Annotated in this window: 15 protein-coding genes; 9 read left to right on the top strand and 6 right to left on the bottom strand. The window is 66.5% G+C overall.

All coding sequences use genetic code 11. The features are described from left to right. Window positions 1-35 precede the first annotated feature (35 nt). The 3 genes from ACN20X_RS01235 (at window position 36) to ACN20X_RS01225 (ending at window position 2,745) form a co-directional block, all read left to right on the top strand. Window positions 36-1,484 carry an aldehyde dehydrogenase family protein gene (locus ACN20X_RS01235; RefSeq protein ID WP_016452157.1) on the top strand — a complete coding sequence of 483 codons (1,449 nt, stop codon included), beginning with the start codon at window positions 36-38 and terminating at the stop codon, window positions 1,482-1,484. Window positions 1,485-1,709: 225 nt separating this feature from the next. Beyond that, window positions 1,710-2,090 carry a hypothetical protein gene (locus ACN20X_RS01230; RefSeq protein ID WP_473210212.1) on the top strand — a complete coding sequence of 127 codons (381 nt, stop codon included), beginning with the start codon at window positions 1,710-1,712 and terminating at the stop codon, window positions 2,088-2,090. A 103-nt stretch (window positions 2,091-2,193) separates the two neighbouring features. Next, window positions 2,194-2,745 carry a hypothetical protein gene (locus tag ACN20X_RS01225; RefSeq protein WP_473210211.1) on the top strand — a complete coding sequence of 184 codons (552 nt, stop codon included), beginning with the start codon at window positions 2,194-2,196 and terminating at the stop codon, window positions 2,743-2,745. A 363-nt stretch (window positions 2,746-3,108) separates the two neighbouring features. On the opposite strand, the gene ACN20X_RS01220 is transcribed toward ACN20X_RS01225, so the two are convergent. The 3 genes from ACN20X_RS01220 to ACN20X_RS01210 form a co-directional block, all read right to left on the bottom strand. Further along, window positions 3,109-3,423 carry a hypothetical protein gene (locus ACN20X_RS01220; protein ID WP_473210210.1) on the bottom strand — a complete coding sequence of 105 codons (315 nt, stop codon included), beginning with the start codon at window positions 3,421-3,423 and terminating at the stop codon, window positions 3,109-3,111. Between the two features lie 879 nt (window positions 3,424-4,302). Next, window positions 4,303-4,995, bottom strand: coding sequence for an LrgB family protein (locus ACN20X_RS01215; protein WP_061287476.1), 693 nt, complete (start codon window positions 4,993-4,995; stop codon window positions 4,303-4,305). 5 nt (window positions 4,996-5,000) lie between these two features. Further along, on the bottom strand, window positions 5,001-5,474 hold the full coding sequence (locus ACN20X_RS01210) for a CidA/LrgA family protein (RefSeq protein WP_272206604.1): 474 nt from the start codon (window positions 5,472-5,474) through the stop codon (window positions 5,001-5,003). Between the two features lie 76 nt (window positions 5,475-5,550). On the opposite strand from ACN20X_RS01210, the gene ACN20X_RS01205 reads away from it, so the two are divergent. Both ACN20X_RS01205 and ACN20X_RS01200 read left to right on the top strand, forming a co-directional pair. Next, entirely contained in the window at window positions 5,551-6,459 is a 909-nt protein-coding gene (locus tag ACN20X_RS01205) for a LysR family transcriptional regulator (RefSeq protein WP_012202182.1), read from the top strand. Window positions 6,460-6,463: 4 nt separating this feature from the next. Beyond that, a complete protein-coding gene (locus tag ACN20X_RS01200) occupies window positions 6,464-7,099 on the top strand; it encodes a pseudouridine synthase (protein ID WP_012202181.1) in 636 nt (211 codons plus the stop codon). Here ACN20X_RS01200 and ACN20X_RS01195 read toward each other — a convergent pair. Both ACN20X_RS01195 and ACN20X_RS01190 read right to left on the bottom strand, forming a co-directional pair. Continuing rightward, entirely contained in the window at window positions 7,096-8,127 is a 1,032-nt protein-coding gene (locus ACN20X_RS01195; protein ID WP_473210209.1) for a hypothetical protein, read from the bottom strand. The genes ACN20X_RS01200 and ACN20X_RS01195 overlap by 4 nt on opposite strands. Before the next feature lie 2 nt (window positions 8,128-8,129). Then, a complete protein-coding gene (locus tag ACN20X_RS01190) occupies window positions 8,130-8,486 on the bottom strand; it encodes a zinc ribbon domain-containing protein YjdM (RefSeq protein WP_016452161.1) in 357 nt (118 codons plus the stop codon). A gap of 139 nt (window positions 8,487-8,625) precedes the next feature. Between ACN20X_RS01190 and ACN20X_RS01185 the strand changes: the two genes are divergently transcribed. From ACN20X_RS01185 to ACN20X_RS01175, 3 genes are all read left to right on the top strand, one after another. Next, on the top strand, window positions 8,626-9,519 hold the full coding sequence (locus ACN20X_RS01185; RefSeq protein ID WP_047218555.1) for a LysR family transcriptional regulator: 894 nt from the start codon (window positions 8,626-8,628) through the stop codon (window positions 9,517-9,519). A 94-nt stretch (window positions 9,520-9,613) separates the two neighbouring features. Continuing rightward, entirely contained in the window at window positions 9,614-10,336 is a 723-nt protein-coding gene (locus ACN20X_RS01180; RefSeq protein ID WP_016448694.1) for a DsbA family oxidoreductase, read from the top strand. Between the two features lie 92 nt (window positions 10,337-10,428). Beyond that, window positions 10,429-11,460 carry a cyclase family protein gene (locus ACN20X_RS01175; RefSeq protein ID WP_016452163.1) on the top strand — a complete coding sequence of 344 codons (1,032 nt, stop codon included), beginning with the start codon at window positions 10,429-10,431 and terminating at the stop codon, window positions 11,458-11,460. Between the two features lie 174 nt (window positions 11,461-11,634). Here ACN20X_RS01175 and argE read toward each other — a convergent pair whose 3' ends face one another. After that, window positions 11,635-12,798, bottom strand: coding sequence for an acetylornithine deacetylase (argE, locus tag ACN20X_RS01170; protein ID WP_046984422.1), 1,164 nt, complete (start codon window positions 12,796-12,798; stop codon window positions 11,635-11,637). A 164-nt stretch (window positions 12,799-12,962) separates the two neighbouring features. Here argE and ACN20X_RS01165 point away from each other — a divergent pair, with 164 nt between their 5' ends. Continuing rightward, entirely contained in the window at window positions 12,963-14,276 is a 1,314-nt protein-coding gene (locus ACN20X_RS01165) for an MFS transporter (RefSeq protein WP_016448697.1), read from the top strand. The last annotated feature ends 86 nt before the right edge of the window (window positions 14,277-14,362 follow it).

Genomic DNA, 14,362 nt, shown 5'->3' with positions numbered 1-14,362 from the left:
CCCTTCCTTCCGTTACCCCTTTCCCGGAGCACCTCATGTCCCGCTACGACAACCTCATCAACGGCCAATGGAAGGCCGCCGACGGCTACAGCGCCAACACCAACCCCAGCGACCTGTCCGATGTGATCGGCGAGTACGCCCAGGGCAATGCCGCCGATGTGGAAGCCGCCATCGCCGCGGCGGCCGCGGCCTTTCCCGCCTGGAGCACCTCGGGCATCCAGGCCCGCCACGACGCCCTGGACAAGATCGGCAACGAAATCCTGGCCCGCAAGGAAGAGCTGGGCGACCTGCTGGCGCGCGAGGAAGGCAAGACCCGCCCCGAAGCCATTGGCGAAGTCGGCCGCGCAGGCCAGATCTTCAAGTTCTTCGCGGGTGAATGCCTGCGCCTGGCCGGCGAAACCCTGCCCTCCGTGCGCCCCGGCATCGGCGTGGAAATCACGCGCGAGCCCGTCGGCGTGGTGGGCCTGATCACGCCGTGGAACTTCCCCATCGCCATTCCCGCCTGGAAGATCGCCCCGGCCCTGGCCTTCGGCAACTGCGTGGTCCTGAAGCCTGCCGACCTCGTGCCCGGCAGCGCCTGGGCGCTGGCCGACATCATTCACCGCTCGGGCATTCCGGCCGGCGTCTTCAACCTCGTCATGGGCCCGGGCCGCGTCATCGGTGATGCCCTGGTGCGCCACAGCGACGTGGCCGCCATCAGCTTCACCGGCTCCGTGGGCGTGGGCCGCGGCATTGCCCGCGCCTGCGTGGAAAGCGGCAAGAAGGTGCAGCTGGAGATGGGCGGCAAGAACCCGCAGATCGTGCTGGACGACGCCGACCTCACCCAGGCCGTGGAGCTGTCCGCGCAAAGCGGCTTCTACTCCACGGGCCAGCGCTGCACGGCATCGAGCCGCCTCATCGTCACCGACAGGATCTACCCCGCCTTCATCGAGGCCCTGCAGGCCCGCATGGCCAGGATCAAGGTGGGCGACGCCCGCGCCGCAGGCACCGACATGGGCCCCGTGGTCAGCCAGGCCCAGCTGGAGCAGGACCTGAGCTACGTGGAAATCGCCAAGGCCGAAGGCGCCGTGCTGGCTGCCGGCGGCGCAGCCGCCGCCTGCCACACCGGCAGCGGCAACAAGGGCTACTACATGGCGCCCACCCTGTTCGTGGACACCCAGGCCGCCATGCGCATCAACCGCGAGGAAGTCTTCGGCCCCGTGGCCAGCGTCATCCGCGTGAAGGACTACGAGGAAGCCCTGGCCGTGGCCAACGACACGCCCTTCGGCCTGGCCGCAGGCATTGCCACCACCAGCCTCAAGCACGCCACCCACTTCAAGCGCCACAGCCAGGCCGGCATGGTCATGGTCAACCTGCCCACGGCCGGCGTGGACTACCACGTGCCCTTCGGCGGCCGCAAGGGCAGCAGCCACGGCCCGCGCGAACAGGGCCGCTATGCGCAGGAGTTCTATACGACGGTGAAGACCGCCTACACGCTGGCCTGAGGCAGGCCCCAAAGCAGCCGCCAGGACCTGGCGACTGCTTTCATCCCTGACGCCATCCGCAACAAAACGATGCGGATGGCGTTTTTTCATTCGTCGTTGCGCCCACAGTCAAATCCCGTGCGCGAAAGTGCAAACCGCCCTTCCATTGCACCAGGGCCTTGCATAGCATCTTCCTCAACGTGAGAGCCGGCTTCAGCCGGCCGGCGTCCATACCGGAGGGAGACCATGGCAACAACTGCAAGAATTTCCGGCCCCGTGGGGCGGGCGGCAATGAATCATCCCAAAGACGTGTTCACTGTCCAGCAATTGCTCAACGGACATATGCAGCGCGATCCCTGCCGCAAACTGCTAAAAGCTCTTTCAACATGTACAACAGCCTGCGTTGCCACCGTACTGAGCGCATGCAGCAACCCCGAGGAATACACACCTACAGGGCAATGGGAGGCAACAGAAGATTTGTACGTCTACACTACAAACGACCATCCCTTGACGATCGCCTTTACTATAAAAAAGGGTGAAATTTGCGCAATAAGCAAAAAACCCACCATCAGAAAAGACTTGGGTTATCTACAGGTCTTATGTGCCCAGGAAGCGGATGGGAAATAACGGGAAAATTCAAGAGACTGGGCAACCAGGATGATTCGCATGAATCTTTATCGAAAACAAGACAACCATTTATGCAACATTAACTACAAGTTAATCATCAGATATGGCAAGCACAATAATTACCTGCAGTGTGGGAGGAGGGAAAGAATCCTTCAACATCTCCGATAAAAATACCCTCAACCGGCTAATGCTCAAACTATGCCAACTCTACGTGCAATCCACGCAGGCGGCAGATGAAGCCACCCAATACTGGGCCGATGTTGCAACGCAATCGCAGAGCCCTTTGGCCCCGCTAGCACATGTACCAGGAGCATTCGCTGCGCTGTGGACCCCTGAGGTTGCACCTACCACAGCAGCAGTATTGAGTACGGCTGGATATGGCTTTGCAGCCCTGCCAAGAAGTTTGACACACTTCACCACCAAGGCAGGCGCTGCAGGCATCGCTGGTACAGGCGTCATCAATTCCAGCAAATTTGGTCTGAATGGGCTCTTCGGACCCGGCGTATACATGGCAAGACTCGGTCGCCCGCTGAACTTAATGATCAAAGAACCCGCTAAAATCTCCATCTATCTACCAACACCTGCCGGCACCGTACGTATCCTGCCTTATGTTGTGTACGTCCGATGGGGTTTCAGTGGCGTGAAGGCACCCTAATGAAAATTCCTCGCTTTTCGATCATTTTTGGTTGGTGTGCCGTAATATTCGCCTGGACTTGCTGGGTTCTGGCCTACATACAATCTAGCTGGTGGTGGCTGGTAGTTTCGTTGATTCCATATCTGATCTACCAAACATTCCTAAACAAGGATGAACAGGCCGGTGGCGAATAGGGGGACTGCCGCTGGTTTACGGAACAATATCCCATGACAGGAATTCTCTGGGTCATCAAAAGTCTCATTGAATCACGGTCTGTGCACACACCCATGCAGACTACATACATCTAGATTCACAAAGCTTAGAAGTGATTTACCGAAACCCGGGGCGCAATGCCCCGGCAGGCCTGTCACAAGAAAGCCTGAATCAGCGCTGGAACGCCGCCGCAGCAGCCGCCATTCGCCGCAGATACGCCGGGTCTTCCTGCAGGCAATGCACGTGGTTGACCTCGTCCTCCACCAGTTCCTCCATCCGCTGCGCAGCCCCGCAAATGGCCTGCAGCGCATTGGCCACCACCTCCAGATTGCGGTAGCCCTCGGGCCGCTCCAGCCAGGCCAGCGCCAGCTGGCCCAGCGAGTACACCTCGCTGCTGCCTTGCAGCGTCAGCCGGCCGATCTCGGTCACGGCATGGCTCAACTGCTGCGGCGTGGGCTGGGTCAGGGTTGGGGAAGCGGTACTCATGGCGCCACCCTTCCCACGGCAGATGCGCGAGAGTGAGGCGCTCGGGTGGCAGAGGGGAATGCAAAATAAGAAATGCCGTGCATGGTTTCGTACTCCTTCGTGAGAACAAAAACCACCGGCCCGTGTTCTTACGCACAGACAGGTGGACGGGATGTTAAGAACACGAACGAAGCCGTGCGGACGCCCTTGCGGGTAGCCCCATCCCGTCCGTAACCGCAGGAACGCAGGCTTGCGCCCACGCTCCGGAAATCAGACGTGACAAGGCCTCCTTGACGGCGAGGCCGCACCGCTTCGTTTTGGGTGTTCTTACGCACCGGCCCCGGAACAGGGGGCTGCCGCGATGATAGAGGCTTTCAAGATGGCAAGCGCCCCAGGCCGAGCGCAGCGAAGGCCCGCGCCCACTCCCCGTATGTCAGCGCCTGCGCCGTGGCGGTTGCGGGGTTGCAGTCCTGCCGAAGGACAGGACTGCTTCGTCACCTGACTCGCCGTGATTGTTTGAACGTAGCGCGCAGCGCGAAGTGAGTTTCACGGCGAACCCCGCAACCGCCACGGCGCAGGTTGCCCCGCAGCGAAGCGAAGGGGTCGCGGACATCCGGGTCGCCTTCTTTGATCTGACCTTTCTTGGCGAATCAAGAAAGGGCAGTCGGCTGCCGGGCCGAGACCCGGCCTCGAAAAACAACCACCCGGCAGGGGCAAAAAATGCACCTAAGCCAAAAGCAAACAAGGTGGGCGGGAGTTAAGAACATGTGCAAGGCATGCGGACGCCCTCACGGGTAGCCCCATCCCGCCCCAAACCCAAAGACAGCCAGGCCCCCAAAAGCCCCAGCCATCAAACCCCGGCCAAGGATGGCAGCTCCCGCATCACTTCAGCAAATCACTTCAGAAAAACAGCACCCTCACCCAAGGCGCCACCACCACATTCAACGCCCCCGCAATCATCATCACCAACGAAGCAACCACCGCCTGCACATCCCCAAACTGCCGCGCCTTCGCCACCCCGCTGCCATGCGCGGCACCACCCAGAATGGCGCCCGCAGCCAGCTTGCTGCGCACGTGCGGCAGCAGCCGCAGGATGGTCTCGCCCATGAGCATGCCGCTGACGCCCGTGAGCAGCACGAACAGCGCGGCCAGGTCGGTGGGCCCGCCCAGCACGCGCTCGGCCTCGATGGCGAAGGGGGTGGTCACCGAGCGCACGGCCAGGCCCTTTTGCAGGTCCACGGGCAGTCCGAAGGCCTGTGCGAACCAGATGGTGGTGGCAATGGACACGCCACTGGCCACGAGCACGCCGGTGGCGATCGACATCCAGTGCTTGCGCAGCAGGTGGCGGTTTTCGTGCAGGGGCAGCGCAAAGGCCACCGTGGTGGGGCCCAGCAGCCAGACCAGCCAGTGCGTCTGGGCGATGTACTGCGGGTAGCGCACATGGGTCAGCAGCGCCAGCGCGATCAGCACCATGGGCGTGGCGACGATGGGCATGAGCAGCGGATGCGGATGGCGGCGGTACACGCGCTTGTTGGCCGCATAGCAGGCCAGCGTGGCCAGCAGCGACAGCAGGCCTATCGTCTGGTCGGACATGGCGTTCATTCCTGCTCCCTGTGCAGCCCGGCGCGCGTGGAGCGGCGCCGGGCCAGCCACAGCTCCAGCCGGTAGACGCGGTCCACGGCCAGCGCCGTGGCGGCCATCACGCAGGCCGTGCTGGCCACGATGACGCCCAGGATGCGCAGGCCCTGGTGCTGGATCAGCTCGGTGTATTCGGTGACGACCAGCATGGCGGGCACGAAGAACAGCAGCATCTCGGCCAGCAGCCAGTTGGTGCCGCCCTGCAGCCAGCGCGCCTTGACCAGCCCGCTGAACAGGCCCGTGGCCAGCAGCGCGAAGCCGATCAGCCCGGCCGGCATGCCCCAGCCGAAATGCGCGCGCACGGCCTCCATGGCCACCCACAGCGCACTGAGCAGCCCCACCTGCAGCACGCCGCGCAGCAGCGGCCAGCAGCGGTGCAGCAGGCCCTGCAACACCTGCGGCCGCAGGACGGGCGTGGCGGAAATCTTTGACATGGGGCAATCCTAGGGTTTGCACTCAGATTCGTAAAATGAATAATCTCCATTTTTCCCATGCACAAAAGGAATCCTCATGGACCTGCGCGCGCTGCGCTACTTTGTCGAGGTGGTGCGCTGCAACAGCTTCACGCGTGCGGCCGAGGCGCTGCATGTGACCCAGCCCACCATCAGCAAGATGGTGCGGGCGCTGGAGGAGGAGCTGGGCGGCCCGCTGCTGCTGCGCGAGGGGCGCGGTGTGCAACTGACCGACGCAGGCCAAGTGGTACATGCGCGCGGCCTGCAGGTGCTGGAGCAGTCACGCCAGCTGCTGCAGGAGGTGGCCGAGGTGGACGGCATTGCGCGCGGCAGCCTGAGCGTGGGCATCATGCCCACGGCCGGGCACTACATGGCGCCCGTGATCGCGCGCTTTCAGCAACTGCATCCGGGCGTGGAACTGCATGTGCAGGAGCAGGGCGCACGCGCCCAGCGCCAGCTGCTGCTGGACGGCAAGCTGGACATGGCGCTGGGCCTGCACGGCGCGGGCGAGGCGGGTGGTGACCTGGCCGGAGAGGGCCTGGAGTACTGCACCATCGCCCACCAGAAGACACGCGTGGCCTTTGCCGCGCACGAGGTGCCCGACCCGGACGCACCCGTGCACTGGAGCGAGCTGGCCCGGCGGCCCTTTGTGTTCTACACCTCGGACTTCGCCCTGCACCAGGCCGTGCTGGAACATTGCGCGGCGGCAGGCTTCAGCCCACAGGTGCGGCTGCAGACGCGCTACTGGGACTTCATCGGCGACCTGGTGGCAGAAGGCGTGGGCGTGGCCGTGATGTTCGAGCACGTGATCGCGCGGTTCGACCCCCGGCGCGTGTCCAGCCGCCCGCTGGTGGGGCCTGAACTGCACTGGGACGTGGTGCAGCTGTGGCGCAGCGGCTATCTGTCACGCGCGGCGAGGGCCTGGCTGGAGTGCGTGCGTGCGGTCTATCCCGACGACAATCGCTGAGTCCATGCAACCCAGAAAACGCCCTCCCTCGCGCTCCTTTGCGGGCCCATCCCGGCGCCTGCAGACCGCCTTCGCCGACCGGCCCGACACCGGCCCCTCACGCCTGCTGTGCTTCAACAAGCCCTACGGCGTACTCAGCCAGTTCACCCCCGAGGGCCGCTGGCGTGGCCTCAAGGAATACATCGACGTGCCGGGCGTGCATGCGGCAGGCCGGCTCGACGCCGACAGCGAAGGACTGCTGCTGCTGACCAACGACGGCCCGCTGCAGGCGCGCATCGCCGATCCGCGCTTCAAGATGGAGAAGACCTACTGGGTACAGGTCGAGGGACTGCCCGACGAGGCCGCGCTGCAGGCCCTGCGCCAGGGCGTGCAGCTCAACGACGGCATGACGCTGCCCGCGCAGGCCCGCCGGCTGGAGCCGCCGCCCGTGCTGTGGCAGCGCGACCCGCCCATCCGCGTGCGCCAGAACATTCCCGACTGCTGGATCGAGCTGGTCATCCGCGAAGGCCGCAACCGCCAGGTGCGCCGCATGACGGCGGCCATTGGCCACCCCACGCTGCGGCTGGTGCGCGCGGCCATCGGGCCCTACACGCTGGACGGCCTGGAGCCCGGCCAGTGGAAGGATGTGGAGCCCGCCTAGGGCTCCGGATTGTCGGTAGGTGCCACAGCCTTCCAGCGCTGCAGGCCGAGCCACGGATGAAAGCGCCGCGCCTCGCCCACCTCCACGCGCTCGACGCTGCCGGCCAGCAGCGGCCACAGGCGCTGCAATTGCGCCGAGCGCTGCTGCGTGCAGCGCCGCGCGCGGGCCAGCAACTCGCTGCCCTGGCCCAGCAGGCGCGACAGCTCGCGCAGGCGCGGCGGCGGCAGGCATTGGGCGCTGGCCAGCATCAGCCAGGACGGTGCATGGCCCGCCTGGGCGGGGCCGCTGGCGGCGAACTGCTCCAGCAAAGCGACATGGGCGCTGAGCAGGGGCGCGGGTGGCTTCTCGGCCAGCATGATCTCCAGCAGCCTGCCATCGATGCGCCAGCGGGCGGGCACCACGGCATGCTCTACCGAGTTGCCGAAGCGCGTGGACTGGCGATGGCGGACGGCACGGCTGCCCTGCTCCAGCAAGGGCTGCAGCAGTTCGGCTAGGGCCTGCTCGCGCTGCGCCGTGGGCGCTTCGGCCAGCGTGATGCGCAGCGGCACGGCCTCGTAGCCGCGCAGCTGGTCGCGCCAGGCCATCCAGCCCGCCGTATCAGGGCCGCCCAGCAGCAGGGCGAGGAAGGCGCCCAGGCCGGCCAGGGCCGAGCCGGTCCACCAGGACACCGGCACAGGCTGCCGCCCGGCGATCAGCCAGCCTGTCAACCAGACCAGCGCCCCGGCGCAGGTGGCTGCCAGCAGGCCCATGCCGAAGGCAAGGAAGGGCGCGCCATCGAGCCGGTCGGGCAGCAGCACCAGCATGGCCACGCAGGCCGCGCCGGCGCACAGCGCAACGGCCCACCAGCCCGCCACGGGCAGGGTGCGCGCGGTGCGCTCGGTGCGCTCTGTGTGGCCTATGCGCCCCGCCACCGCAAGCAGCATGAGGGCCACCACCGCGCCAGCGGTCAGCGCAATGAACAGGGGCGCAAACACCCACAGCGCCAGCAGCCCGAGGACCGCCGATACCGCAAGCGACAGCGCCAGCATGCTCAGGCCTTCTTGAGGAACTCCGACTTGAGCAGCATGGAGCCCAGTTCGGTCTTGCAGTCCACGTTGTGGCCGTCGGCGCCATCGACCAGGCGGATGCCCTTGATCTTGCTGCCCTTCTTGAGCACGGTGGACGAGCCCTTGACCTTGAGGTCCTTGACCAGGATCACGGCATCGCCGTCGGCCAGCGCATTGCCGTTGGCGTCGCGCACGATGCCGTCGCCAGCGGCGGCTTCGCCGGCCTCTTCTTCGGCCTGCATGGGCCATTCGAAGGCGCAGTCGGGGCAGATGTAGCTGGCGGCGTCGGGATAGGTGTTTTCAAGGCCGCACTGGGGGCAGGCGGGAGTGGTCTGGGGCATGGGATTGAACAGATTCGGTGAAGACAAAGAGGCGCGGCGGGCGCGCCGTACCTGGCGATTGTCGCCCCTGCCCCCGCAGGCATGCCCCGGCAAACCCGAGCGGCCTGCTACGCTGCGCGCCACTCTTTGCTTTTTCCCCATGGATACGCTGACCCCCTTGCGCGCCTTCCGGCGCATCGTAGAACTGGGCTCCATCGCCAAGGCGGCCGACGCGCTGGAGCTGTCCTCGGCCGCGCTGAGCAAGCAGCTGCGCGCGCTCGAAGCCCATCTGGGCGCCGTGCTGCTGCAGCGCACCACGCGCCGCATGAGCCTGACCGACACGGGCCAGGCCTACTACGCCGAGTGCTGCCGCCTGCTCGATGAATTCGATGCGCTGGAGCAGTCGGTGCGCGCGCAGTCGCAGCAGGTGGCCGGCCGGCTGCGCGTGAATGCGCCGCTGTCGTTTGCGCTGAGCACTCTGTCGCCGCTGCTGGCGCGCTTCATGCAGCGCCATCCGCAGCTGCAGATCGACCTGTCCATGGAAGACCGGCTGGTGGATGCGGTGGGCCAGGGCTTCGATGTGTCCATCCGCCTGAGCGCGGAGCTGGCGGACTCCTCGCTGATCGCGCGGCGCCTGGCCTCGCTGTCGCAGATGCTGTGCGCGGCCCCGTCCTATCTGCAGGCGCATGGCCGCCCGGCCAGTGCCGCCGGGCTGCGCGGCCATGCGCTGCTGAACTACAGCCTGGCGCATGCGCCCCGCGAAGCGGGCGAGAGCCCCCAGGCGCCATCCGAGGCGCGCGCCAACGTCAACAACAGCCTGATGCTGCGCGACCTGCTGGTGGCGGGCCTGGGCATTGGCGCCCTGCCCTCGTTCCTGGCGCGGCCGGCGATTGCGGCAGGCCAGCTGGTCGCACTGGACCTTGCGGACCAAGCCGCGCAGGCCCGCCATGTCTACGCGGTCTATCCCACGCAGCGCCACCTGCTGCCCAAGGTGCGCGCCTTCGTGGACTTCCTGGCCGAGGAGCTGCCCGCCGCCATGGGCGAGGATTGTTGACGCCGCGTTAAGAGTTCCTCAAGCGCGCGCCCCTTTTTCGCGCCGGGCCTGCGGCCTACGCTTGCCGTCCATCACAGCCATGAAGGACACAAGCATGACGCAATGCAATGATTTTTCCTGCGCCCTGCCCGCGCAGGATGCGGCGGCCGCCTCGCCGCAGCAGGCCCTGCAGGCGGCGCCCGCAGCGGCGCCTGCGGTCGCCCCCGCCATCGACTTCTTCCATGACGTGGTCTGCGGCTGGTGCTACGTGATGTCGCCACGCCTGCGCCAGGTGGCGCGCGAGCTGGGCCTGCGCGTGCGCCACCGCAGCTTCGTGCTGCAGGCCTCGCGCGCCGAGATGGTGGCGGCCTTCGGCTCCATGGAGCGCGCCAAGCAGGTCATCCTGGAGCACTGGCAGGCCTGCGCGCAGCATGACGACGAGGACCGCATCGACATCGAGGGCATGCGCCGCGAGGCCTTCGAGTACCCCAGCGGCATGGCCGGCGCACTGGCCTGCCAGGCGGCCCAGATCCTGGGCGGCGATGACGCGCACTGGGATCTGTTCGACGCCATCCAGCATGCCCACATGAGCGAGCACCGCAACATCGGCGACGCCGAAGTGCTGCTGGACATCGCCACGCGCACGGGCTTCGAGCGCAACGCCTTCGCAGGCTGCATGGAAGGCGCCCAGGCGCTGGAGCAGGTGCGCCAGGACCGCGCTCTGGCGCAGCGCATGGGCCTGCGCTCCATTCCCACGCTGATCGCGCCGGGCCTGCCGCCGCTGCAGACCCAGTCGCTGGCTGCGCTGCGCGAACGGCTGCACTTCCTGGCGGCCTGAGCGCCCCCGTCTTTGCTTTTTTTCATCGGCGTTTTCCGCCTTCCCTCGCGCGCGGCATGCGCGCCCTTTTTCAGCAGACCAAGGACTCTTGCATGACTCTCCAACGCTTCGCTCGCCGCATGGCGCTGCACTCTCTCGTGATCGCCCTGGCCGCCGCCTTCGCGGGCACCGCGGCCCAGGCCCATGGCGGCCACGAGCCCCCGGCCGGCGCACGCCAGGACGTGGGCACCAGCCCCTGGGGGCCGGCCGACGAGATCGGCCGCCTGAACCTGATCACGCCGGCCTCGCGCGCGGCCATCTTGCAGCGCATCACGGGCGGGCAGGTCTATGACCTGGCCACCGAGTACTACGTGGGCATGCCCAGCTGGCAGGACGCGGGCGATCCGCACTACCAGTTCTGGATGACGCACACGCCGCGCGGCACCGTGGTGGACGACCCGATGAACGTGGGCAAGGACATGAACGCCACGCGCAGCTACACGGGCACGGCGTTTTCCATGTACAGCCACACGGGCACGCACATCGATGCGCTCAACCACTTCGGCATCCGCGGCAGGATCTGGAACGGCTTCAGCGCCGACCAGCATCTGGGCGACCGGGGCTGGCAGCGCACGGGCATCGAGAAATTCCCGCCGCTGGTGGCGCGCGGCGTGCTGATCGACGTGGCGGCCGCCAAGGGCCTGGAGATGCTGCCCGACCAGTACCGCATCACGCGCCAGGACCTCAAGGATGCGCTGGCGCGCCAGAAGGTGACGCTGCAGGAGGGCGACATCGTGCTGGTGCGCACGGGCCGCATGAAGCTGTACGGCCAGCCCCAGGCCTACATGGCCAAGCCGCCGGGCCTGGGCCTGGATGCCGCGCGCTTCCTGGTGGAGGAAGGCGGCGCCATGATCGTGGGCGCCGACAACCTGAGCCTGGAGACGTTCCCGTCCGAGGTGGACGACGACTACGTACCGCTGCACAGCTACCTGCTGGCGCAAAAGGGCGTGCCCATCATGGAGCTGGTGGCGCTGGACGATCTGTCGCGCGACAAGGTCTACGAGTTCGCCTTCATCGGCGGCCCGCTCAAGATCCGCGGCGGCGACGCCGCGCCGCTGCGGCCCATCGCCATCCCGGTGCGCTGAGCGGGGCAAGACGAGATTTCTTGAGCTTGACCTCGAAACTCCCGCGCCCCCAAGGCGAGGGACACCGAGCAAGGGCCTACGCCGGCCGCGCCGCCCCGCAGCAAGGGTGTCGCCGGCTGCCCGTACGCCCCCCTCCGAAGAGAGGGGGAAGGCGCGAAGCGACTCAGGGGGTGATCACAGACTCGTGCCCATTTTGCTGAGGAAGCGCTCGCAGGCGTCGAGCTGGGCCAGCTCGACGAACTCGTCGGGCTTGTGCGCCTGCTCGATGGAGCCGGGGCCACAGACCACGGTGGGAATGCCGGCGTTGTGGAACAGGCCGGCCTCGGTGCCGTAGGCCACCTTGCGCTTTTCCTGGTCGGCGGTCAGCGCGCGCACCAGCTGGGTGATGGCGGCTTCTTCCGAGGCTTCCAGCGCGGGCGCGCTGGCGCCGGTCTCGATCTCGATGCGCGCGTCGGCGAACTCGGCGCGCATGCGCGGCAGCAGTTCGTCGCGCACATAGGACTCGACCTGGGCCTGGATGCCGTCCACCGACATGCCGGGCAGGTTGCGGAATTCATAGGCGAATTCGCACAGCTCGGGGATGGTGTTGACCGCGATGCCGCCCTGGATCTGGTTGGTGGTCATGGTGGTGAAGGGCACGTCGAAGAATTCGTCGTAGGGGCCGTGCGCCTTGAAGTGGTCGGCGATGTCCCGGATGCGACAGATCAGCCGCGCCGCGTATTCGATGGCATTGCTGCCGCGCGGCGTGAGCGACGAATGCGCGGCCTTGCCGTGCACGCGGCAGCGGTAGAGGTTGATGCCCTTGTGCGCCACCACGACCTGCATGCTGGTGGGCTCGCCGACCACGCAGCCGTCGAAGCGCGCGCCCTCGGCCTTGAGCTGGTTGATCATCACGGGCGCGCCCGCGCAGCCGATTTCCTCGTCGTACGAGAAGGCCAGGTGCACGGGCCTGGCGCGCTGCGTGGCCAGGAATTCAGGCACCAGCGCCAGCGAGGCGGCGATGAAGCCCTTCATGTCGCAGCTGCCGCGACCATAGAGGCGCCCGCCCTTTTCGGTGAGCGCAAAGGGGTTGGTGCTCCACTGCTGGCCATCGACCGGCACCACGTCGGTATGGCCGGACAGCACGATGCCACCCTGCGTTTCGCCATTGCTGGCCGGCAAAGTGGCGAAGAGATTGGCCTTGGCGCCGTCCGGAGAGTGGAACAATCGGGCACTCACGCCCAGCGTGGCCAACTCATCGCGTACACACTCGATCAGCGCCAGGTTGGAGTTGCGGCTGGTGGTGTCGAATGCGACCAGTGTTTCCAGCCAGTCGCGGGTGTTTTTCCAGGTAGTCATGTGGTTCCATCTGCGCCATGGCCTGCGCCGCCCTTCGTGGACGACGCAGGCCATGGCATAGGCATTGCATATGGCGAAGCAGTGTACGCCCGGGTTGCGGCCCGGGCAGGCACGCCGACCCATGCCCCGGGCGTGACTGCCGTCTTTTCAATCCCTTTTCGGAAATGGACCCTGCTTTGACCAAGCAAACCGTCTCGACCCGCAACATCGTGGCTGCCGTCATCGGCAACGCGCTGGAGTGGTATGACTTCCTGGTGTTCGCCTTCATGACACCCATCGTCGCCAAGCTGTTCTTCCCCAGCAATCCCGACAATCCGGACGACAACATCAACCGCATCCTGATGACCACGGCCGTGTTCGGCGTGGGCTTTTTCATGCGGCCCGTGGGCGGCATCCTGCTGGGCCTGTACGGGGACCGCAAGGGCCGCAAGGCGGCCATGGTGATGGTGACCGGCCTGATGGCCGTGGCCATCGCGCTGATCACGCTGGCGCCCACGTATGCGGCGGTGGGCATCCTGGCGCCGCTGTTCATCGTGCTGGCACGGCTGCTGCAGGGCTTTGCGGCCGGCGGCGAGTTCGGCACGTCCACGGCACTGCTGATCGAGCTGGCACCGCCCGGCAAGCGCGGCTTCTATGGTTCCTGGCAGATGGCCGGCCAGATGCTGGCCCTGCTGATCGGCGCGGCCACGGGCACGCTGATCACCGAGATCTTCACCGAGGAGGAACTGATGGCCTGGGCCTGGCGCGTGCCCTTCGCCGTGGGCCTGCTGATCGTTCCCGTGGCGCTGTACATCCGCCGCCATGTGGAGGAGCCCGAGGTCTTCAAGGAAATGCAGGCCGCGCAGGCCAGCGGCAAGGCGCGCCAGATCGGCATCATGGAGATGCTGCGCACGCATGCGCGCGAGACGCTGGTGGGCATGGGCCTGGTGGTCACGGCCACGGTGTCCATCTACATCACCTTCACCTATCTGGTGACCTATGCCACGGTGACGCTGAAGCTGCCCATGCGCGATGCCTTCATGGTGCAGATGGCCGGCGCCGCGCTGATGGTGGTGATCATGCCGTTCTTCGGCGCCCTGTCGGACCGCGTGGGCCGCCGCATGCTGACCATCGGCTCGCTGATCGGCTACCTGGTGGTGCTCTACCCGCTGTATGCCTGGCTGACCGACGGCCCCACGGTGCAGAAGCTGCTGATCACCCAGTTGGTGGTCTGCGTGTTCGTGGCCGTGTTCTTCGGCGTGTTCAGCACGGTGATGGCCGAGCTGTTCCCGCCCCAGGTGCGTTCGGCCGGCATGTCCATGGCCTACAACGTGGCGGTGATGATCTTCGGCGGCTTCGCGCAGTTCATCGTGACCTGGCTGATCCGCTCCACGGGCTCGCCCATGGCGCCGGCCTTCTATGTGATGTTCGGCGTGACGCTGGGCCTGCTGGCGGCCTTCTTCATCAAGGACCGCGCGATGGAGCGCAACCTGCGCTGATCCCCCCGGGCGGCGCGCCCTGCGCCGCCCTCGCGCATGCCCCGGCACGGGGCCTGCGCAGCCTTGCCGCACGCCGCGCGCACCAT

Source organism: Delftia sp. PX-1, from assembly GCF_055797465.1.
This window is presented reverse-complemented; position numbering and strand designations above follow the sequence as displayed.